Origin of the sequence: Pacificibacter marinus, assembly GCF_900109555.1 — a bacterium.
In the GTDB taxonomy this organism is placed as follows: domain Bacteria; phylum Pseudomonadota; class Alphaproteobacteria; order Rhodobacterales; family Rhodobacteraceae; genus Celeribacter; species Celeribacter marinus_C.
This window is the reverse complement of record NZ_FNZV01000003.1, coordinates 131,566-150,894: the sequence shown is the minus strand read 5'-3', so window position 1 is coordinate 150,894 and position 19,329 is coordinate 131,566. Positions and strand designations below refer to the sequence as shown.

Genomic DNA, 19,329 nt, shown 5'->3' with positions numbered 1-19,329 from the left:
TTAGCGTATACCAAGCCACATCTTGAGGGCATCATCTCTTGCACGGCCTAGCCCCGTGTCGTATTTGAGGCAGAACAAAATAAGTGAACCCCAATAGGGTCTGGAGGTCTAAAAATGTACAGAGTGTGGAATTTTGTAACCGGCTATTCATTGCTGTTGATTATCGGCGCGATAATTGCGCTGGTCTGGGCAAACGTTGACGTCAATTCCTATCATGCGATGGTGGATTTCGTCATCGTTGATGATTTTTTCATCGGCCACCCGCATCTGGATGACACGGGACATGTTCATCGCACTTTGACGCTCCATTACCTGTTTAACGATCTCTTGATGGCGTTTTTCTTTGCCATTGCTGCCAAAGAAGTTTGGGAAGCCGTGATTTTGAAAAACGGCTCTCTGCGGGGTAAAAAAGCGGCCACACCTCTGGTTGCGACCTTTGGCGGTATGGTCGGTCCGATCCTTGTGTATCTCGGCCTTGCTGCGGTGCTTGGGTCTGACACCTATGATGCAGTGAAAAACGGCTGGGCTGTGCCTGTCGCAACAGACATCGCATTCGCATATCTCGTTGGACGCATCGTCTTTGGTGCTGGTCACCCTGCCATTCGGTTCTTGTTGTTGCTTGCCATCGCAGATGACGCAGCGGGCCTTGTGATTTTGGCTATCTTCTATCCAAGCTCTGAATTGGCTGTCGAATGGTTGCTTTTATCTGCCTTTGCCGCTTTGACCGTGTTTTTCTTGGCCAATTGGTTGCCACGCAAATTAGACCGCGGCAATGAATTGCGCGCGAACTCTACTTGGGTCCGTCAAAAACTGCATTTCTGGCCTTACCTCGTTGCGGCCTGCCTGTCTTGGTACGGCTTTATGATGGCGGGTATTCACCCTGCTTTGGGTCTGCTTCCCATCGTACCAACGATCCCACATGCGGACCGTGCGTTCGGTATTTTTGCTGCTGCAGAAGAGCACCTAAGCGATCTGTTGAACGACATCGAGCACAAGCTCAAGGTGCCTGTTGAAATTATCTTGTTCTTCTTTGGCCTTTTGAATGCTGGCGTTGAATTTAACGCGATCGGCGAACCAACTTGGTTGGTGCTAGCGGGTCTTTTAATCGGAAAACCATTGGGTATTCTATTGATGGGCGCACTTGCGGCCCATGTGTTCAAACTCGGGCTTCCAGCAGGGATGCGCACCATAGATTTGTTCGTCATCGGCTGTGTGGCGGCGATCGGGTTTACCGTATCGTTGTTTATTGCCTCAGTCGCCTTTGACAGTTCAACAATGCTGCACGGCGCGCCGGTACAAGACGCTGCAAAAATGGGTGCATTATTCTCATTCGCTGCGGCAGGGATATCGATCATCGCGGGCAAACTGTGCCGCGTTCAAAAGCAATCCTACTAAACCACCTGCGCTTCTGTCGCATTCCCTATCAAATGAGGTCAAATTCTTGCGAGTTTGGCCTCATTTTTGTATCAGAGCCGCTGTCGCAGGTGGATTAAACGCTCTGTTAAAGTCATAATGTCGTCTCATTTAATAAGTAGCATTCTCATCTATAAAAGTCCGTTAAGGATAAATGAGAAAGCAGTTTCGAGGCGAATCCATGCTCGAGTTTGATAATGTCAGCAAGTCCTTTTGGACGGGCACACAGCGCAAGGTGATCCTTGACCAAGCATCCTTTCGGGTGGAGCTTGGCAATTCGCTTGGCATTTTGGCCCCCAACGGCACGGGCAAAACCACAATTATCAATATGATGAGCGGCTTGGAAAAACCCGACGAAGGCGAAATTCGCCGCGGGGCGCGCGTGTCATTTCCATTGGGGTTCATGGGCGGGCTGATCGGCAAACATACGGGCCGTGAAAATGTGCGCTTTATCGCACAGCTCTACGATCTTGATCCAGATTACGTCGAAGCATTTTGCCGCTGGTTGTGTGGAATCGATGAGTATTTCGATATGCCTGTGGGTACCTATTCATCGGGGATGCGGGCACGATTGTCGTTTGCGCTACTATTGGCGCTCGATTTTGATATCTACTTGATCGACGAAGGCATGCCCTCTACCGCTGATGTGGAATTTAACCGTAAAGCTGGCGCAATCTTGCGTGAAAGATTAGAGAAAGCAACAATCATTGTTGTGTCCCATCAGGCATCCACTTTGGAAAAGTTTTGTAGGTCAGCGGCCGTCCTGCGCAAAGGAAAACTGCATATGTTTGATACATTAGAAGAGGCAAAGGTGCTGTATGACTACCAAGCCTAAAGCACAAAAATTTCGGGTCCGTCGGTCCCCTCGCGCGGCACATGTGTCTGCTGCTGCCGCGCAAGCCGGGGCAGCAGACGCAACCCCAAACCAAAGCGCAGCACCTGTTGCGCCCGTCCAAACGGATGCACAAACAACACCAAATAACGCGCCACCTTCCTCCCAAAAACCCGCAATCGACGACTCGCGTTTGTTCGACAATGGCGGCGACGATGATGGGTTTGGCGACACCCCATTTCCTGGGGCTGCCGCATCTGAGGCCACGCCTGTTGCAGCTGTTCAGCGTCGTACGTCACGTGGTGCCATTTCCGACACCCTCGCGCAGGGCGCATCAAAATCCCCTGCTCCAGACAGTGCCAATGCACCAGCACCTGCGAGCAAAGAATCCCCAGATCAAGAAATAGACAAGATCAAACGCGAAGGGCTGACAGGCCGCCAATTGCGCATGGCGCGGCGCATGGCTCAAAAGCACAATATTGCACCAACCTCAGATTTCGACGCGGTGCGCTTGTTGCGCCAAAAAGGTATAGATCCGTTTCAACGCTCCGCCATGCTCGATATGGTCACGACCGAAGATGACAACACCAATTTGCCCGCCACAACAGGTAACAAGCTGCCCAAAACGGTAGACCCCGCACAGATGCCGTCCCCTGAACTTATGGAACGGCTGTCACGGGAAAACGATATTTCGCAAATTCAGCGCGACATCGCCAAACGGCGTCGACGCAAAACTATGTTGCTGATCTCGCGGCTCGCCGTGTTTGTGGGCGTTCCTACGCTCTTTGCCGGCATCTATTTTTACACCATCGCAACACCAATGTACGCGACCCATTCCGCCTTTGTGATCCAGCAAGCCGATTCAGCAAGTGCGGGGTCTGGTGGCGGATTGTTTTCTGGTTCGCCGCTAGGAGGGTCGCAAGATTCGATCACGGTACAGGATTATCTTGAAAGCCGTGATGCGATGTTGCGCCTTGATGCAGACGTTGGATTTAAAAGTCACTTTTCCTCACCGGCTATCGATGCCATTCAGCGCCTCCCCGAAAACCCTTCGAATGAAAAAGCCTATAAAGTATACTCGGATCGCGTGACCATTGGGTATGATCCGACAGAAGGGCTTTTGAAAATGGAGGTGGTTGCGGCCGATCCTGAGGTGTCCAGACAATTTAGCGATAAGTTGATTAAATACGCCGAAGAACGTGTGGACAATCTGACCCAGCGCAAGCGCGAAGACCAAATGAAGGGCGCACGCGAAAGCTTGGAAGACGCCGAAACCAAGATGAAACTCGCGCAGGAAAGCGTTGTGACTCTGCAAGAGCAACTTGGCATCATTTCCCCCGAGGCTGAAACCGGCGCGTTGATGGGGCAGATCACGACCTTTGAAACCCAGTTGCAACAGAAAAACCTGCAACTGCAACAGTTGCTCGACAACAGCAGTCCAAACCAAGCACGCGTAGAAGGCACACAAGGCGATATTGGACGTCTCGAAAACATCGTCGCCAATCTACGCTCACAAATGACCCAAGCCTCTGGTTCCTCTGGATCTTTGGCACGCATATCGGCTGAATTGCGGATGGCAGAAGTTGACCTTCAGACCCGCCAAATGATGATGCAACAGGCCATTCAATCACTGGAAATCGCGCGTATCGAAGCCGGTAGACAAACACGCTATCTGTCAACAAGCTCAAGTCCGGTGGCCCCAGACGAGGCAACCTATCCGCGCAAATTTGAAAATACTGTGCTGGCATTTTTGCTTTTCTCGGGCATCTATCTTTTGGCATCCTTGACTGCCGCAGTGCTGCGCGAACAGATTTCAGGATAAAATGCATGGGGCACTCATTAACAAAACATCCAACACAGCGTGTTGTGCCCCATCAAAACCATGCGCTCTGAAAACTTTAAAAAATTCTCCATCAACTGACCGATTTTCGACAAAAAGGGGTTGCGCCCCCCGCAATGAAGGACTAATCAACGCTCCAAGTTGGGGTGTAGCCAAGCGGTAAGGCAATGCTTTTTGGTAGCATGTACCGTAGGTTCGAATCCTACCACCCCAGCCATTACACACACAAATCATACTCCCCAATGGGGTAGCCGTTGATCAAGCGGGCACTCTCTCGTCGCCACCTCGAGGTGGTTCACAAACTGGTTCACATAGACCCGTACGTGGGTCACGTGTCTCAGGTAGAAGGTGTGGTTTGCACCTTGTTCGAAGAAACGGTGTGTTCTATTTTCGACGGCGCTGGCCCGAAAAAATTAGATGTTTCGGTGCCCTGAATTTCTCTTCATTTACCTTCGTACCCAAATTCTCTCCGAAGCAGTAAAGCAGTCGGCCGCTCTGGAAGCAGGAAAAAAAACATGCTGATGGAACTTCCGGAGGCGGCTTCACTCGTCGATCATTGGCTTGAGCGCTATAAGCCAGAAAGATTTTAAAAACTTTCAAAAGGCCCCACCACTTAAAAACAGAGCAACTCGTCAAATGCTTTAGAATGCGCACGAGTAAACTTGAAGAGATCAAAAAAATGCGGTCAGCCATCGCAAAGGATAAGCTGGCCGCATGGCCGCAAACCGGGGAAGGAGCCTACATAAAGGAGGTCGATCCATTCGATGCCGGTGATGAGTTTCTGAGGCCTTAGAGTAGTGGTTTAGCTGGTGTGTTCGACCAAGCGATCAGAATTATACTCCGCAAATCGTAACTTGCATTCCCAACTCCTGCGCAAGTTTAGCGCGTGCGTACATAGCTCGGTCTGCATCCTTAGCTGAATGCGCATAGACAACTTGAATATGGTTTGCCTTATGTCGCGCCATCATTTGGTTCCGACTTACCCCTGTCAACACAGCATTCATCATAGGCCATTCTTTATTAGTCCCATCCGCACGAGCTCGCTCTTCTGCCTCAGACAGACGCACAGCCTGTCCGCGCCCAATGTCCATATGCAAAGCACCATTTGAAACAAAAATCCGCGACCAGATAATGTCACCTGCTTTAGCCACTCCACGCAAAGTTCCTCCACCAAAAGGGAAAAACATCGGCGGCTGGCGTAGGCTTTCTGAGCCTGCCCATCCATCTTCATGATGAGCGGGCGGCGCCGCACCAGAGATTTCAAACAACCAGACGAAATCCTCTCCATCCGCATGGCGGGCCACACTGCCCCACCACAAATCATGCAAGGTATTTTCCACAGGTTGGCCTAAGGCACCGTGCAAGCGTTGTATCAAAATACCGTCGAGCGCCGCACATTCGTCTACTTCATTGAAATGCACGATTGCTTGCCCATCCCTGATAATAGACCCGTCCGCGCGCCTAACTGGGGGCGGTCTTCGTTGTTGAGCATGCCCTCGACAAGATCAGAAGCAGGCAGCAGATCTTTTAGGCCTTGCTGATACTGAATCCCAATCGCCTCACAACCAAAGTCATCGGCCATCCGTACGGCTGCAATATACATGCGGCACTGATCAATGACCTGCACCTCAGTTAAATCTTTTGCGGGATCAGTCCCAAGATGGAACATCATTCCGCGCGCAAGCATCCAATCATAGACCACGCGACCGTCTGTTTCAGGGATCTGTTGAATGGCAAAATACAAGGCAGATTGTGACAGGCGCTCTTTGAATACTCCCATGGGCATTAAAAGTTCATCAGGGATGATTGCATTGTACATCCCCATGCAGCCCTCATCGAAGACACCTAAAATCGGCTTATTATGCCGTAGATCTTGCGCGATGCGCATCGCAATAGCGGTATCGTCGGCGGGCACTGACTGTGGATCGAAGGCACGCAGGTGATGCGCGTCATGGTCAATTTTACCAACGGACAACCATTGTTTCAGCCCATCGATGAAAAAATCATCGTCGAAAATCTCACTCCAAAGAGACGCGTAATCCACCCCCGCTTTGGTTAAAGACCCATTGAGGTTCAACAACCCAACAAGGCCTGGCCATTATCCGGACCAATTCGCAACGGTCAAGATAGGCCCACGGTGCGAGATCAAGCCTGCAAGAACGTGATGTGAGTATTGCCAGACAGCTTCAGCAACGATCAATGGTTCATCGGGGTCAAGCGCTGCAAATATATCCATGCCTTCACGCTGTGAAGCAATGAACCCATGTCCCTGTGGTTTGACGGGATGCACCCTGACCAATTCATGGCCCAAATTCGCCACTTGCGCGGTCAAGAAATTTTCCATCGCTTTTGGGGCGGGCCAGCATTGTACAGCAGTGGCATCTGCATTTTCGCGTTGAAAAAGCGTGTTTCGGACCAAGCCTCCACTGAGCACAAGCGTCTCAATCTGTACCCTTTTGCGCGCAGAACCTCTATAATGTGACGCGTACCGTATGCCAGAGCCTGCACTGTAGCGAGATAATCGCAGGCCAAATCATCAAGCCCAACATTCAAAGTTAGCCCGCTGATAGCGCCCTTGCGCGATGGTTCCGCCAAAGGAGCACGATTGCCTTGAAAGTCAGGTTGCACATGTCGATCATGGGTGAGAATGGCCGTTTCTTGTGCCATTGTCTCAAGGTGCGCCTCGATTAAATCGCTGACACGTTGCCCTGTTTCCAAGGCTCGTCGTACAAAGGCACGGAAGCAGAGTGCCGTGCAATGACGGCATCCAAAAGGGCTCCTGCAGCTGACTGACCGCCTTCCAGCGCCCATAGGTCGGGCAATATCACACCAAAATATGGTCCCCAAATACCAGGAACGAAGATCGGCGAAGACGTGAGCGCAATGTGACAACTGGATGTGCCAGCAATTAATGCAAGGCGTTGATCTAGGCCGTTTTCTGGCAGGTCGGCCCCAAGTGCTCCAAGTGCCCCAGCATGCGCATCGATCAAACTTGTCGAGACGGGTGTCCCAACCGGTAATCCCAGCTCTTTCGCAGCCAATCGTGTCAAACCGCCAGCCTTTACTCCAGGAGGTGCTAGAGCAGCACCGAGGGCGGCGGCGTCATTGCGCGTTAAATCATCAAGACCGATTGCCTTGAGAAAATCGCCATCCCACCCTTCACCATTTTGGCCTTTGTGGCCAAGATAGGTCCACTTGCACACAGTCGAACAAAGCGAACGTAGCTCGTCGCCTGTTGCGCGGTGAACCAACCAATCAGGTAGGTCCCAAAAACGGTCAGTCGCCTTCCAGACATCAGGAAGCTCACGTTTTAGCCACCGGAGCTTCGGCAACTCCATCTCTGGTGAGATGCCGCCCACCGACATGTTCAAGGTGCGCGCCGCCGATTTAATTGATTGCCTCGGCATCCTTTTGCGCACGATGATCCATCCACAAGATGACATCCTGCGTTGCACCAGAAGAGCCGACCGACCCTGCAGGATCAATACTCAACCCAACACTTTGCGGGTCACCAGTTACGACAAGAGAGCACTTAGCATCAAAGCCAATCCCAGACACGGCGGCGGGATCAATTCCCGCCGCACTCACAGCTCCGTTCACAGCATCCACAACAGCATCCCAAATTTCAGTAGACGCCTGTTGTGCGAACCCAGATTTCGGACGGTACGTTTCCAGCTCTTTGGCATATGTGCCGAGCAAAGTACCTTTGGCGTCAAAAACGCCTGCTCGCGCGCTGCCTGTGCCGACATCAACTCCTAAGAAAAAGCTCATGCTATCACCACGCAGTAAAGCCGCCATCGAGCACTAAATTTGCACCGGTCATGTAACTGGAAGCTTCAGACCCCAAGAACTGAACGATTGGGCCAAATTCTTCGATCTCTGCTTGGCGCCCCATTGGTACCCGCTCCAAAAATGCATCAATAAACTCTTTGTCGAAGCTACCAGTTTTCACACCGCCAAAAGTAACAAGGTTCACCCGCACACCTTTTTGAGCCCAGTAGGTCGCAAGATACCGCGTCATGTTCAACAAGCCAGATTTGGATGCCGCATAAGAAATTGCTTTGACAAATGGTTTTCCATCGCGCTCTTCGCGATATGCGTAAAGCGCTTGGTTGGGGGAAACCATGCCATACATAGAGCCAACCATAATGATTGATCCGCGCCCCGCCTCAGCCATTTTCGACCCTAAAACCTGTGAGGTTAGCATCACCCCTGTGAGATTGGTGTCGATCACTTCATCCCAGTATTTTTGTGGGTAATCTTCAAAAGGTGCATTTTGGTCCGCATTGCCATCAGGCTTACTGTCGATGCCAGCGTTGTTGATCAAAATATGTGGCACGCCCCAATCCTCGATCAATTGTGCAGTGGCGGCTTCCAGTGCTGCTTTGTCTGTGACGCTTGCAACATAAACCCGAATGCGGTCCGTATGCTCCGGGAATTTTTCGGCGATTTGCGCGGCACTAAAAGGACGACGACTAAAGATAGCAACCTTCGCGCCTTCTGCGGCGAGTGTTTTGGTAAACTGAGTACCAATCTGGCCTAGTCCACCCGTGACGACGGCAACACGATCTTGAACAGAAAATTGAGATGTCATTTGGAAGATCCTTTTGTAGGTAGAGAAATATCGGAAGCAACGACTTCAGGTATCGTCAGCTTCGGCTTGCGCATTAAGCTGCGCACGAGAGTCAAAATTACGATTGAACACACAATCAAACCGAGTACGGCCGAAACCGGCCGCTCAAAAAAGCCTAAAAGATCGCCATGAGAAATCTGCATAGACATGATGAAGTTACGTTCCAAAACGGGGCCAAGAACCAGCCCAAGGATAACCGGTGCAATTGGATATTGGTTTCGCTCCATCACGTAACCAATCACGCCTGCAATCAGCATTGTCCAAACCCCAAACATGGTGTTGTTGACCGCAAATGAACCAATAAAGCAGCATACAAGGATCATCGGTACGATGACTGCGCGAGGCACCGAAAGAACATGGCGCGCAGCCTTGATCGCGATGTAACCCAATGGAAACAGCAATAGGTTTGCTAAGAAAAAGCACAAAATTATAGCCGTAGGCATGGATGGGTTTTCTACGAATAATCGCGGCCCCGGCGCGACGCCTTTCATGAAAAGCACGCCCACCGCGATGGCGGTCACTGCATCGCCTGGAATTCCAAAGACAAGCGCTGGGATCCATGCGCTCGATAGACCTGAGTTGTTAGATGACGTCGCCTCTATCAACCCTTCAGGGTGGCCTGTTCCAAACTTTTCAGGTGTACGGGAAAACCGACGGCTCACACCATACGCGATCCACGCCGCAAGGTCCCCGCCCACACCAGGCAAAGCACCAATAGCTGCGCCTAAGGATGTGCCGCGCAAGATACTAAGGGGGTAGCGCTTTACCAATGAAAACATGCCACGATACGGGTGGTACACTTCACCCTTGGGCGGGTGTGGTATGACCTCTGCACGACCTGAAAATCCACGCAGAACTTCAGAAACTGCAAACATTCCAATCATGACAGGGATAAAGCTAATCCCACCGAAAAGCTCGACACTGCCAAATGTGAAACGCGGTTGGCCTGTGGTAATGTCCAACCCTACAGTTGACACTAAAAGCCCCAATGTCAGCGATACACCGCCTTTGGCCGGGGTCGAACTGCTCACAAGCGCACAGGTCAAAAGGCCTAAACATGCGAGCCAAAAGAACTCAAAACTGGAAAAGTTGAGCGACACTCGCGCCAAGAGCGGACCTGTGATTAACAATACCATTGCTCCGACCAACCCACCAATGGCTGAAAAGAAAAACCCAAGCGAAAGCACTTCACTTGCCTTGCCTTTGCGGGTCATTGCATAAGCTTCATCCGTATAAGCCGCAGAGGCCGGTGTTCCGGGAATACGCAACAATGCCCCCGGAATATCACCTGCGGTTATTGCCATCGCCGTGGATGACACAATCAGCGCGACAGCAGGCAGCGGATCAAGGTAAAATGTCACAGGGACCAACAACGCAGTTGCCATGGTTGCTGTAAGTCCAGGCAATGCCCCAACAAACAGTCCATAAGACGCTCCAAGAAAAATAGCCGTCAGCACGCCAAGCTGCATGACGTTTCCGAGAGCTTGCATCAAAACTTCAAAGCTCATCATAACACCCCCTCCAAAATACCTGCGGGTAAATCCACAAACATGACGCGGGTGAAAAGTAAGTGCAGAGCAATAACGAAGACTGGTCCAGTAAGCGCCACAACAATTCCGCGTGCGCCCATCAGCAGCATCAAACCTGCCATAAATACGACACCAAAGACCACAAAACCAAGAGCCTCAAACAAAAGCCCACCAGCGACAAGCCCGCCGATGGCCCAAAGCGCAGCAAGAAGTTGGGGCAAAGGAACGCGCCATTCTGCGATAGAGACCGTGGGGCCTGCATCACGCAGGCCCGCACGGGTGATCACGACTCCAAAAAGTATCAACATTACACCACATATTGTCGGCATAAGGTCCGCACCAAAACGCACCCCCGGAACATCGGAAAGACGCGAAGCGGCATAGATAACCCCTGCCCCTGCCGCGATAAGTACGGGGCCGATAAGTCGATCACTCAGTTTCATATTATTCGCCCTATTGTCCGAGGCCCGCGGCTTTCATTGCCACACCAAGGCTGCTTCCCGCAGTGTGAACGGTTTGGGAAAAGGTTGCAGCATCCTGATAAGCAACGGAAAAACCACGCGAAGACATCATTTCCAAGAATTCTGGATCTTCAGTAATCTCTTTCAGGGCGATACTGACCTTTTCAGTCACATCTGCTGGCATGTCCTTTGGTCCAGCTAAGCCGCGAAATGGCAAAGGCGACCATTCTATGCCGAAACTTTCATCTGTCGTTGGAAGATCAGGATAAAGGCTGCTGCGTTCGCCAGAGATCAACGCGAGTGTTTTGGCTTCGCCCGCTTCAACCAACGCGCGCGCTTCTGCTGGCGACGTGGAAACCACTTCGATTGCTCCAGACGCAAGCTGTTGTAACGCTGGGGCAGATCCATCGGATGCAACCCAATTAATCTGTGCTGGATCGATATCAACTGCGCTCAATAATCCAACCCATGCCAGATGCGAAAGCCCACCGCGGTTCGCGCCCGATGCTGCAAGCGCCGAAGGATCGGATTTCACCGCCTCGACGAGACCCTGCACATCATCATAGGGCGCATCTGCACGCACGTTGACTGCGATCGGGTCGGCATTAAAGCGCCCGATATAGGTGAAGTCTTCAGGCGTCACTCCTGGCAACCCTTGTAACGCATACATGGCACTTTCGATCGTAATCACCCCAAGTGTATAGCCATCGGGTTTTCCCTGCACGATTGCAGTGTGCCCAACCAGCCCACCGCCTCCGGTACGGTTAACGACATTGAACGGCTGACCAAAGCGCGCCTCCAACCCTTCTGCCACAGCACGCGCAGTGGCATCGGTCCCGCCACCAGCAGACCATGGAACAACAAGTGTCACAGCTTTTTCTGGCCAATCGGCCAGCGCAGTCGTTGCGCTAAGTGTAAGTACAGCACCAGCATAGCCCAGAATTCGGCCTGCATTTTTTGCAAAATTGAACGTCATGAAACCCTCCCTTGGTTTTGAAAAGTTGCGCTGATATTCCTCCTAGCGCAACTCTTGACATATGACTTATGTCATAAGTAAGGTAGGCGAGAGAAAGCAAAGTCGTCAACAGGTCACGTACTATTTTTTTGACAGCTTCGCTAAAAATCGAAAATGATTAGGGAAATCAAGACATTGGAATCCGCAGCTCAAAATACTCCGACCGTTCAGCGCGATCGCCTGCACGCTACAGTCTCCGCAGCCTTGGAAGCACGTATCCTAAGCGGTGATTTGAAAATCGGCGACAAATTGGAGTCAGAAAGCGCCATCGCGAAAGGATTTGGCGTTTCCACGCGTGCGGTCCGTGAAGCAATTCAAACGTTGGAAACAAAAGGATTAGTCATGCGCCGCCACGGCGGGCGCACAACTGTTGTGCGTGAAGATGTAAGCGAATTTCTCGACACGCTGGCAATAACTGTACGACAAAGATTGTCGTCAGACCCAACCTATCTCGAAGAACTGATGGCTGCACGCCGCATGATTGAAACAGAGGTTATAGAGCTTCTGTGCCAAGGAACCGAATCGATCGCGGCTCCTGTAACGCAAGCGCTAGAACAAATGAAGGAAGCACGTGATGCGGGTGACTTTGCAAGCTTCGTCGATGCGGATGCCGCATTTCATCTAGCGCTCGTACACTCAGCTCAAAATGGCATCATCTCAATTATTTACGATAATTTTGCGGGTCTAATTAATGAGGTGATCCAACTTACAAGTCGCGTTCCTACAAAATCGCTTGAAGCGGCTTATGAAGAACACGCGGAAATATATGGCCGCATTTGTCGCAAAGACGAAGCCCAAGCAAAAGCACTAATGCGATCTCAAATCGATAACAGTGCTGACTATTTACGAATCGCAATTGAAAAAAACCTGGGAGAGGAAACTTAAAAATGGCTGACTACAACTATACGGATACGGATTGGGAGGCCATCAAGCGGCTGTCGAAATGGTACTCTGGCGACGTCCATGACAGTATGGAGGCATTGGGCCTCTGGGGCCATCTTGACGGCATCCGCCTGTTGGGCGCCTTAGATGACGGAAAAGTAGTATGTGGCCCTGCGGTGACTGTTCTGTTTGGCCTCTCTGACCGTAAAGGCGAGCCACAAGATATCTACCATGGCGCTGTAGACAAAGCACCAGAAGGCGGCATTTTAGTTTGCGAAGCATCTTGCGCAGCAGGCTCATGTTCAGGCGAACTCATGAGCAGTGGTGCCAAAACACGAGGAGCCGCCGCAACTATTGTCAACAGTACCGTTCGTGATTTGGCTCAAGTGCGCGCACTCGGGTACCCGCTGTTTGGCACGGAACCAAGTCCTGTTGGTGTCACCGGCAAGAAAGAACCTATCGCCGCACAGGTCCCCGTCACCTTTGGACGAGTGACAATCCGGCCTGGTGATGTGATCTTCGGAGATATCGATGGGGTTGTTTGCATTCCCAAAGAACACCTGAGCGCCGTTGCAGATCAAGCCGATGAACTCGGCAAAGATGAAGCGGCTGCACGAGATCGCATTCTTGCTGGTGAAAAACTTCAATCAATCTGGCCAGTATAAAGAAACAAAGCATCGGGGCGATGTCTAAAAATATGTGGCGCCTGTCGCCCCTCACCAGCAGCTATCGCACGCGAAAACGGCCAAATATGGGACTGTTCAAACCTTTGCTTTGCCATTGCATCGCGTGAACATATTGCATCGCCTTTGTCAGACTTTCTGGCTGGAAGCCCTGTGTCGCATGCTGCATCACCCCGACGGACCGCTGTCGGTCGCCGTGAATCCGGGGGCTCTATTGGCCACGAAGATGGTGCATTTGCGGCGCCACATCCCAATGCGGCTGATGCGGACAAAGTCGCAAAGGTTATTGCCGCGATTGATGGACAGATTAACGGCGCGCTTACATAGGGGCGGCTACAACATCAAATCAGAACGATGCGCGGTGAAGTGGTCAATAAGGCGTCGGGTCAGCGCTTTTTGCGGTCCGATGTCTGGCCAAACCGCGTAAATGCCCAATGTGGGCAAGTTCCAATCTGGTAGAACGCGCTGCAATTGCCCACTTTCCATTTCGTGTTCGATCACGCTTCGCGGCAGATGCCAGATACCAAGCCCAGACAGCACGGCAGCCTTGGCGGCATTTACAGTGTTCACCTCAATACGCATGTTGGTCGGGGCAATGCTCACTGATTGCTCTTTGCGTTCCAACGTCATCAAGGATGGAATTTGCGTCACGGCGATAAAGTCATGCGCCTCAAGATCTTGCGGCGTCACAATTGGTGCGCACGTGGACAGATAGTCTGGTGAGGCGACCAGCAAGCGTTCAAAATCGGCAATGCGGCGGCTTTTCAAGTTGCTGCTGCGCAATGTGCCCAAGCGGATCGCAAGATCGTAACCATCCTTCACCAAATCAGTCGATATGTCGCTGCACTGGAGTGAGATTGCGACCATCGGATGCATTTGTGCAAAATCCCACAGCGCCTGATGCAGTTTACTTTGCTCACCAAAAGCAGGCATCGCCACACGAAGCGCCCCGACGGGTTCCTCGTTTCCTGCATGAATCGCATCCAAGGCCTCCTCACCTGCGGCGACCATTCGGCGGGCGGGATCAAGCGCGATTTGGCCTTCGGGCGTCAATGACATGGACCGCGTCGAACGAAAGAACAGCGTCACACCCTGACGTTCTTCCAACCGCGACAGATGGTGGCTGATGACAGATGTTGACAGTTTGAGCCGCCGACCCGCAGCACTCAGGCTCCCCGTGTCAGCGATGGCCACAAAAACGGCGAGGCTACGATAGTCTTCGATCATCTTTCTAATTCCTGTAAAAATGATTTCTTAACATGTGGGATAATCATAAAGCCGCGTTCTGTCTATTTCTGTCTTCAACACACAGGAGACAGCAATGTTCACAAGCAATGCAAAATTCACAACAGAACGGGCCAGCGGGTACTTGCAACAACTGTGCAAGCACTTCGGGCACAAGATCGAGGTGCAGTTTGGCCCTAAATTCGGTCTGATCACTTTCCCTTTTGGGCAATGTGCCTTGGCCGCTGAGCAAGACATTTTGGACCTGACTGTAAATGCCGAAACCCAAGCCGACCTGACCAAAGCATGTCGCGTGATCGGCAGTCATCTGGAACGGTTCGCATTCCGCGAAAGCCCGCGGATTGAATGGCAGCCCGTCGTATCCGCCTAACCCTTTACCCTCCCCTTAATCAAAGACTGGAAAATATCATGACACTTAAGACTCTTTTTGCATCCGCAGCCCTTGCCACACTCGCAACTGGCGCATTCGCTGATGATACTGCCACGGTGACAACATTCTACGATCTGCTTAGCAACCCGGGTTCCGCAGAATACGTCTCCGCGTTTGAGGCAGCAACATCTGAAGACTGGACCAGCATGGGCGATTATTCAGGCAACAACAAAACCCGCGAAGCGTTCCTCGGTCAAGTGGGTGGTTTTGGACAACTGATGCCAGACCTGAACTGGGCGATCCAAGACATGCACCAAGACGGTAACACTGTCATTGTGCGCAGCCGTGCAACTGGCACGCCTGTAGCGCCATTCTTTGGTGTTGATGGTGAAGGTCGCAGCTTTGACATCATGACCATCGACATCCACGAGTTGGAAGATGGCGTCATCACACAAACTTACCACGTCGAAGACTGGGCAGGCGCGCTTCAACAGCTTTCAGGTCAATAACTCAATAAGTAATGGCCCAGAGAAATCTGGGCCAACACCCCGCAGGAGGACATTATGCATCGCAGAACTTTACTCACAACGTCCCTTGGCGCGGCGCTTGCGCTGATGCTTGGGACACAGGCAGAAGCGCAGAACATGGACGAAACAACACAAGCCAGCTTTGACACTGTCATGGCCTTTATGGGCGCGATGGGCAGCGGAGACATGGAAACCATGGGTAGTCTAATGGCTGATGATATGGTCTGGCACACCGAAGGCGACACATCATTGCCTTGGATTGGCGAGACTGTTGGCAAAGAAGCCATCTTTGAATTCCTTGGCGTTTTTGCAGCCAACTTTCAGACAACCAAATGGGAAAACACCGACGCCTTCGCCTCTGGAGATACGGTTGCCGTGTTTGGCCGTATGAATGGCGTCACGACCCACAGCGGTAAAGAAATCGGTGAATTCACATTTGCTCTGCGTGCTAAAGTGCGTGATGGTCAGGTGGTTCTGTGGAACTGGTTTGAAGACAGCTTTGCGATCAGCCAAGCCTACCACGGCTAAGAGATTAATCAGATGGGCGCATCCTGCGCCCATCTGCCGCAATGAAGGAACCCCACAATGACAATCGCGATTACAGCCGTATCAGGCCAACTTGGCGGAGCAATTGCCCGCAATCTGATCGAAACCGCAGATGGCGAAACCATCATCGGCCTTGCCCGCACCCCTGCGAACGCAAAAGATCTTGGTATTGAAATCCGCGCTGGCGATTACGGGCAACCGGAGCAGTTGCGAGCGTCTTTAGCGGGCGTTGATACCTTGTTGCTGGTGTCCGGCATGGATGCCCCTGACGCCCGCATTCAGCAGCACCGCAACGTCATTGAGGCAGCAAAGGCCGCCGGCGTGCAAAAGATCGTTTACACCAGTATTCAAGGGGTTGAAGAAGGCACAGCCTTTTCCCCCGTTGTGCAAAGCAACCGCCAGACCGAAGCCGACGTGCGCGACAGCGGGCTTGCCTATGCTATCGGGCGCAACGGCATCTATATCGAACCGGACGTGGAATATATCGAAAGCTACAAAGCCAAAGGCGAAATCGCCAACAGCGCCGGTGCGGGCAAATGCGGCTACACGACTCGTTCTGAGTTGGCCCATGCCTATGCCTGCTTGTTAAGAAACGACACCTTAAACGGCCAGACGTTTAACCTATGGGCACTCCCATCAGTCAAACCGAGCTTACCGATTACTTGAACGGTGCATTCGGCACGTCGCTGACCTATCGCGAGATGTCTCCAGAAGAGTACGTCGCGGATCGCACAGCCGAACTGGGCGATTTCATAGGCCCAATCATCGGCGGTATATATGAAGGCATTCGTCGTGGTATTTACGATGCACCCAGCGATTTTGCAGCCGCAGCAGGCCGACCCCACCAAAGCTGGGCCGATTATTTCGGATCGCTCGCAGGTTGAGAACCCCTTTTTGCGTTGCTGCTTGAGTGCCCTATTCAGCCAAACGCCACGACATGAAAGTAACTTCAATGTCCTTAATAAAATCGTTTTTCAATTCACCCTATACCTTTTGGGGCATCCTGACGCTGCCTGCCATTCCAATGGTGATCGGCCTGACCTCTGGCGATCCTGAAGCAGTCCATCAACTGCTGCACCCAACCGGTGAATTTGCGGCAAGGTTCATGATCATCGCGATGATGATCACGCCATTGATGATGCTGTTCAAAGGTTGGCGTGGACCACGCTGGCTGATGAAGCGGCGGCGTTATCTTGGCGTTGCTGCATTCGGTTATGCTTTGGCACATACAATCCTATACCTTGTTGACGAAGGTGCAGTCGCCTTTTCGGGCGGCGAAATGTCCAAACTCTACATCTGGAGCGGTTGGCTTGCCTTCCTGATCTTCTTGCCCTTGGCTGTCACATCGACAGACGGCTGGGTTCGCAAACTGGGCCCTCGCTGGAAAACCCTCCAGCGGGGCGTTTATGGGGCAGCGGTGCTGACGCTTTTGCATTGGGCAGCGCTGCATGATTGGGGCGGGGTTGGTGCCGCGATGGTGCATTTTGTACCGCTGATTGCGCTGGAGACCTATCGGCTGGTTTACAATGTGCGCCGTCGACGTGTCCGGGTGTCAATTTGAAGTGCTGACAAACAAATATAGGGCTGGCGCGGGCGGGCAGTAATAACCAAAGAATTACGCGGCAGGCGCTTCGCGCACGCGATGTTGTCTTTTCGATAAAAAGCCTTGTGGGTGCTGTTGGAATTGTTCCCGATGGGTATGGCGAGGTGAAATCTCAAGGGATCGAACTTGAGGCGCGCGGGCGCCTGACAGACACGCTTCAGGGTGTGGCAAGCTACACCTATCTTGAAACTGAAATCACCGAGTCCTCTGACAGCTCGCTCATCGGCAATGAAAATGCCTTTGCGCCGAACCATCAGGCCTCGCTCTGCCTCGATTATGATGGCTACGGTTGTTCCAAAGGCGAAGGGCGTGTCGTATCGCTTGCTCTAAGCCGAGAATTCTAATCGGCGGTCAGACACTATAGGGCGACCGGGCAAAAATGCTTGGTCGGCCCATCCGATCGTCCAGAACGGCATCATCTGTGATCGTGATGTAATAGCTGTATCGCGCGCAATCTTCAAATGTCTGATAATGGTCAGCGAATGGGGACTACCTCACTCGTTTGATTCAGATCGACCAAGACAAATCTTCAAATTAGACGAATCTTCTTCGTCATACGCCGAGCGTCACAGTATGAACTGCGCGCACTGATTGAATTTGAATTGAGAACTGTATTGTATAATTGTCTGGCAATATGGCAAAGCTTAGTTATAGTACCCGTGTTGATGAAACATATTTGGGGGACATAATGTCGAAATTACTCACCGCTCTTCTTGCAAGCTCTGTGCTTTTAGCCGGAGGCGCATCCGCGCAGACCACCCTACGCATTCAAACGCACCAGTCACCAGAATCCACTTCTGGCCAACTTGTGAAAGAGTTCGTGAATCAGGTCGAAGCCATGTCGAATGGATCGCTTGACATCGAAATGTTTTACAGTTCTGCAATCGTCGCCTCAGCCGAGACCTTTTCTGCGGCGTCCAACGGCGTTCTTGACTGCGACATGACCAACCCAAGCTATCAGACGGGCATTAACCCAGCCTATCAGTTCGCGGCAGACACGATGGGTGGCTATGACACACCGGTTGAGTTTCTGACGTGGATTTCCTACGGCGGTGGTCGTGAAGCCATGAACGAATTGTACCACGCAAGCGGCATGGAATTTGTCGGTTCCTATCTAGGCGGGCAGGAATCGATGAACTCTTCCAAGCCCTTGAACGGGATCGAAGACCTCAAGGGATGGAAATTCCGTTCACCTCCAGGCATGGAAACTGAAATCTTTGCAGAGCTTGGTTCCGCGCCTGTGGTCATGGACTTCACCGAGATTTTCACAGCACTTGAAACTGGCATCATCGATGGGGCAGACGCGTCTACACTGGCCAATAACGTGGGTTTAGGCATCTACGATGTCGTCAAACACACCACCTACCCTGGCTTTCATTCCATGAGCTCGGATCACCTAGCGTGTAACAAAACCGTTTGGGATGGATTGGATCCAGCGCAGCAGATGATCTTGAAAACTGCGATGGACTCACTTGCGTTGAACCTGATGATGCGGACAACCGTCGAAAATGGCGAAGCATTGACGCAACTGCCTGAACTCGGTGTGACCTTTTATGATTGGTCCGCAGAAGACCGCGCCGCGTTCCGTAAGGCCGCGATCAGCCGTTGGGATATCTGGGGTGCAAAGACACCTGAAGCGCAGGTAATGGTCGATAGCCACAAGGCATTCTTAGCGCGCATCGGTCTTGGCCCGCAGGCCGAATAACTAACTTGGGGCCGCCGCTGCGATCGGCGGCTCCTCTTCCCATCT

At 52.0% G+C, this 19,329-nt stretch carries 25 protein-coding genes and 1 tRNA gene; 15 read left to right on the top strand and 11 right to left on the bottom strand.

What is annotated here, in order from left to right; translation table 11 throughout:
- The first annotated feature begins 114 nt into the window (after positions 1–114).
- From BM025_RS05685 to BM025_RS05670, 4 genes are all read left to right on the top strand, one after another.
- The gene (locus BM025_RS05685; RefSeq protein WP_085848673.1) at positions 115–1,395 is read left to right on the top strand and encodes a Na+/H+ antiporter NhaA; all 1,281 of its coding nucleotides are present in this window, start codon (positions 115–117) and stop codon (positions 1,393–1,395) included.
- A 199-nt stretch (positions 1,396–1,594) separates the two neighbouring features.
- Positions 1,595–2,248 (top strand): ABC transporter ATP-binding protein, encoded by a 654-nt coding sequence (locus BM025_RS05680; protein WP_085848670.1) that lies wholly within the window; start codon positions 1,595–1,597, stop codon positions 2,246–2,248.
- Complete coding sequence (locus BM025_RS05675; protein WP_085848667.1) at positions 2,232–4,067, top strand: KpsE/RkpR family capsule polysaccharide export protein; 1,836 nt, start codon at positions 2,232–2,234, stop codon at positions 4,065–4,067. Before BM025_RS05680 ends, BM025_RS05675 begins: the two co-directional genes overlap by 17 nt.
- Before the next feature lie 160 nt (positions 4,068–4,227).
- Positions 4,228–4,302: transfer RNA gene (locus BM025_RS05670), tRNA-Gln, on the top strand.
- Positions 4,303–4,918: 616 nt separating this feature from the next.
- On the opposite strand, the gene BM025_RS19355 is transcribed toward BM025_RS05670, so the two are convergent.
- Genes BM025_RS19355 through BM025_RS05630 form a run of 10 tightly spaced genes read right to left on the bottom strand, consistent with a single transcriptional unit; the run spans position 4,919 to position 11,684 of the window.
- Positions 4,919–5,506 carry a hypothetical protein gene (locus BM025_RS19355; protein ID WP_211753569.1) on the bottom strand — a complete coding sequence of 196 codons (588 nt, stop codon included), beginning with the start codon at positions 5,504–5,506 and terminating at the stop codon, positions 4,919–4,921.
- Positions 5,488–6,165, bottom strand: coding sequence for a hypothetical protein (locus BM025_RS19350; RefSeq protein ID WP_211753568.1), 678 nt, complete (start codon positions 6,163–6,165; stop codon positions 5,488–5,490). Before BM025_RS19350 ends, BM025_RS19355 begins: the two co-directional genes overlap by 19 nt.
- A gap of 18 nt (positions 6,166–6,183) precedes the next feature.
- A complete protein-coding gene (locus tag BM025_RS19345) occupies positions 6,184–6,417 on the bottom strand; it encodes a hypothetical protein (RefSeq protein WP_211753567.1) in 234 nt (77 codons plus the stop codon).
- On the bottom strand, positions 6,414–6,752 hold the full coding sequence (locus BM025_RS19605) for an FGGY-family carbohydrate kinase (protein ID WP_342027543.1): 339 nt from the start codon (positions 6,750–6,752) through the stop codon (positions 6,414–6,416). The genes BM025_RS19345 and BM025_RS19605 overlap by 4 nt, the downstream gene beginning before the upstream one ends.
- 20 nt (positions 6,753–6,772) lie before the next feature.
- On the bottom strand, positions 6,773–7,450 hold the full coding sequence (locus BM025_RS19600; protein ID WP_280139338.1) for an FGGY-family carbohydrate kinase: 678 nt from the start codon (positions 7,448–7,450) through the stop codon (positions 6,773–6,775).
- Positions 7,451–7,472: 22 nt separating this feature from the next.
- Positions 7,473–7,856, bottom strand: a complete 384-nt coding sequence (locus BM025_RS19330) for an FGGY family carbohydrate kinase (protein ID WP_211753565.1) — start codon at positions 7,854–7,856, stop codon at positions 7,473–7,475.
- A gap of 4 nt (positions 7,857–7,860) precedes the next feature.
- Entirely contained in the window at positions 7,861–8,679 is an 819-nt protein-coding gene (locus tag BM025_RS05645) for an SDR family oxidoreductase (protein ID WP_085848654.1), read from the bottom strand.
- Entirely contained in the window at positions 8,676–10,226 is a 1,551-nt protein-coding gene (locus tag BM025_RS05640; protein WP_085848969.1) for a tripartite tricarboxylate transporter permease, read from the bottom strand. Before BM025_RS05640 ends, BM025_RS05645 begins: the two co-directional genes overlap by 4 nt.
- On the bottom strand, positions 10,226–10,690 hold the full coding sequence (locus BM025_RS05635) for a tripartite tricarboxylate transporter TctB family protein (RefSeq protein ID WP_085848653.1): 465 nt from the start codon (positions 10,688–10,690) through the stop codon (positions 10,226–10,228). Before BM025_RS05635 ends, BM025_RS05640 begins: the two co-directional genes overlap by 1 nt.
- Positions 10,691–10,700: 10 nt before the next feature.
- Entirely contained in the window at positions 10,701–11,684 is a 984-nt protein-coding gene (locus tag BM025_RS05630) for a tripartite tricarboxylate transporter substrate binding protein (RefSeq protein WP_085848650.1), read from the bottom strand.
- A gap of 153 nt (positions 11,685–11,837) precedes the next feature.
- Between BM025_RS05630 and BM025_RS05625 the strand changes: the two genes are divergently transcribed.
- The 3 genes from BM025_RS05625 to BM025_RS05615 all read left to right on the top strand — a co-directional run bounded on the left by BM025_RS05625 (position 11,838) and on the right by BM025_RS05615 (position 13,615).
- A complete protein-coding gene (locus BM025_RS05625; RefSeq protein WP_085848647.1) occupies positions 11,838–12,608 on the top strand; it encodes a FadR/GntR family transcriptional regulator in 771 nt (256 codons plus the stop codon).
- Between the two features lie 2 nt (positions 12,609–12,610).
- A complete protein-coding gene (locus BM025_RS05620; protein ID WP_085848644.1) occupies positions 12,611–13,270 on the top strand; it encodes an RraA family protein in 660 nt (219 codons plus the stop codon).
- 171 nt (positions 13,271–13,441) lie between these two features.
- Complete coding sequence (locus BM025_RS05615; protein WP_176225708.1) at positions 13,442–13,615, top strand: hypothetical protein; 174 nt, start codon at positions 13,442–13,444, stop codon at positions 13,613–13,615.
- Between the two features lie 6 nt (positions 13,616–13,621).
- Here the strand turns inward: BM025_RS05615 and BM025_RS05610 are convergent, their stop codons facing one another.
- On the bottom strand, positions 13,622–14,515 hold the full coding sequence (locus BM025_RS05610) for a LysR family transcriptional regulator (RefSeq protein WP_085848639.1): 894 nt from the start codon (positions 14,513–14,515) through the stop codon (positions 13,622–13,624).
- Between the two features lie 94 nt (positions 14,516–14,609).
- Here BM025_RS05610 and BM025_RS05605 point away from each other — a divergent pair, with 94 nt between their 5' ends.
- From BM025_RS05605 to BM025_RS05575, 8 genes are all read left to right on the top strand, one after another.
- Entirely contained in the window at positions 14,610–14,903 is a 294-nt protein-coding gene (locus BM025_RS05605; RefSeq protein ID WP_085848636.1) for a DUF2218 domain-containing protein, read from the top strand.
- Between the two features lie 38 nt (positions 14,904–14,941).
- Positions 14,942–15,412 (top strand): ester cyclase, encoded by a 471-nt coding sequence (locus tag BM025_RS05600; protein ID WP_085848633.1) that lies wholly within the window; start codon positions 14,942–14,944, stop codon positions 15,410–15,412.
- A gap of 54 nt (positions 15,413–15,466) precedes the next feature.
- Positions 15,467–15,958, top strand: coding sequence for a nuclear transport factor 2 family protein (locus BM025_RS05595; RefSeq protein WP_170842128.1), 492 nt, complete (start codon positions 15,467–15,469; stop codon positions 15,956–15,958).
- 57 nt (positions 15,959–16,015) lie between these two features.
- Entirely contained in the window at positions 16,016–16,642 is a 627-nt protein-coding gene (locus BM025_RS05590; RefSeq protein WP_244515499.1) for an NAD(P)H-binding protein, read from the top strand.
- The gene (locus BM025_RS19445; protein WP_244515498.1) at positions 16,600–16,860 is read left to right on the top strand and encodes a Rossmann-fold NAD(P)-binding domain-containing protein; all 261 of its coding nucleotides are present in this window, start codon (positions 16,600–16,602) and stop codon (positions 16,858–16,860) included. The genes BM025_RS05590 and BM025_RS19445 overlap by 43 nt, the downstream gene beginning before the upstream one ends.
- 68 nt (positions 16,861–16,928) lie before the next feature.
- Positions 16,929–17,537 carry a protein-methionine-sulfoxide reductase heme-binding subunit MsrQ gene (locus BM025_RS05585; protein ID WP_170842127.1) on the top strand — a complete coding sequence of 203 codons (609 nt, stop codon included), beginning with the start codon at positions 16,929–16,931 and terminating at the stop codon, positions 17,535–17,537.
- Positions 17,538–17,644: 107 nt separating this feature from the next.
- Positions 17,645–17,923 carry a TonB-dependent receptor domain-containing protein gene (locus BM025_RS05580; protein WP_085848630.1) on the top strand — a complete coding sequence of 93 codons (279 nt, stop codon included), beginning with the start codon at positions 17,645–17,647 and terminating at the stop codon, positions 17,921–17,923.
- Between the two features lie 344 nt (positions 17,924–18,267).
- Positions 18,268–19,284 (top strand): TRAP transporter substrate-binding protein, encoded by a 1,017-nt coding sequence (locus tag BM025_RS05575; RefSeq protein ID WP_085848628.1) that lies wholly within the window; start codon positions 18,268–18,270, stop codon positions 19,282–19,284.
- Positions 19,285–19,329 lie beyond the last annotated feature (45 nt).

What these genes read in the sequence shown, in the direction of transcription:
- BM025_RS05685 (WP_085848673.1), top strand. Translation starts at nt 115, where the DNA reads ATGTACAGAGTGTGGAATTTTGTAACCGGCTATTCATTGCTGTTGATT.
- BM025_RS05680 (WP_085848670.1), top strand. Translation starts at nt 1,595, where the DNA reads ATGCTCGAGTTTGATAATGTCAGCAAGTCCTTTTGGACGGGCACACAG.
- BM025_RS05675 (WP_085848667.1), top strand. Translation starts at nt 2,232, where the DNA reads ATGACTACCAAGCCTAAAGCACAAAAATTTCGGGTCCGTCGGTCCCCT.
- BM025_RS19605 (WP_342027543.1), bottom strand. Translation starts at nt 6,752, where the DNA reads ATGGCACAAGAAACGGCCATTCTCACCCATGATCGACATGTGCAACCT.
- BM025_RS19600 (WP_280139338.1), bottom strand. Translation starts at nt 7,450, where the DNA reads ATGTCGGTGGGCGGCATCTCACCAGAGATGGAGTTGCCGAAGCTCCGG.
- BM025_RS19330 (WP_211753565.1), bottom strand. Translation starts at nt 7,856, where the DNA reads ATGAGCTTTTTCTTAGGAGTTGATGTCGGCACAGGCAGCGCGCGAGCA.
- BM025_RS05645 (WP_085848654.1), bottom strand. Translation starts at nt 8,679, where the DNA reads ATGACATCTCAATTTTCTGTTCAAGATCGTGTTGCCGTCGTCACGGGT.
- BM025_RS05640 (WP_085848969.1), bottom strand. Translation starts at nt 10,226, where the DNA reads ATGAGCTTTGAAGTTTTGATGCAAGCTCTCGGAAACGTCATGCAGCTT.
- BM025_RS05635 (WP_085848653.1), bottom strand. Translation starts at nt 10,690, where the DNA reads ATGAAACTGAGTGATCGACTTATCGGCCCCGTACTTATCGCGGCAGGG.
- BM025_RS05630 (WP_085848650.1), bottom strand. Translation starts at nt 11,684, where the DNA reads ATGACGTTCAATTTTGCAAAAAATGCAGGCCGAATTCTGGGCTATGCT.
- BM025_RS05625 (WP_085848647.1), top strand. Translation starts at nt 11,838, where the DNA reads ATGATTAGGGAAATCAAGACATTGGAATCCGCAGCTCAAAATACTCCG.
- BM025_RS05620 (WP_085848644.1), top strand. Translation starts at nt 12,611, where the DNA reads ATGGCTGACTACAACTATACGGATACGGATTGGGAGGCCATCAAGCGG.
- BM025_RS05610 (WP_085848639.1), bottom strand. Translation starts at nt 14,515, where the DNA reads ATGATCGAAGACTATCGTAGCCTCGCCGTTTTTGTGGCCATCGCTGAC.
- BM025_RS05605 (WP_085848636.1), top strand. Translation starts at nt 14,610, where the DNA reads ATGTTCACAAGCAATGCAAAATTCACAACAGAACGGGCCAGCGGGTAC.
- BM025_RS05600 (WP_085848633.1), top strand. Translation starts at nt 14,942, where the DNA reads ATGACACTTAAGACTCTTTTTGCATCCGCAGCCCTTGCCACACTCGCA.
- BM025_RS05595 (WP_170842128.1), top strand. Translation starts at nt 15,467, where the DNA reads ATGCATCGCAGAACTTTACTCACAACGTCCCTTGGCGCGGCGCTTGCG.
- BM025_RS05590 (WP_244515499.1), top strand. Translation starts at nt 16,016, where the DNA reads ATGACAATCGCGATTACAGCCGTATCAGGCCAACTTGGCGGAGCAATT.
- BM025_RS19445 (WP_244515498.1), top strand. Translation starts at nt 16,600, where the DNA reads ATGGGCACTCCCATCAGTCAAACCGAGCTTACCGATTACTTGAACGGT.
- BM025_RS05585 (WP_170842127.1), top strand. Translation starts at nt 16,929, where the DNA reads ATGTCCTTAATAAAATCGTTTTTCAATTCACCCTATACCTTTTGGGGC.
- BM025_RS05575 (WP_085848628.1), top strand. Translation starts at nt 18,268, where the DNA reads ATGTCGAAATTACTCACCGCTCTTCTTGCAAGCTCTGTGCTTTTAGCC.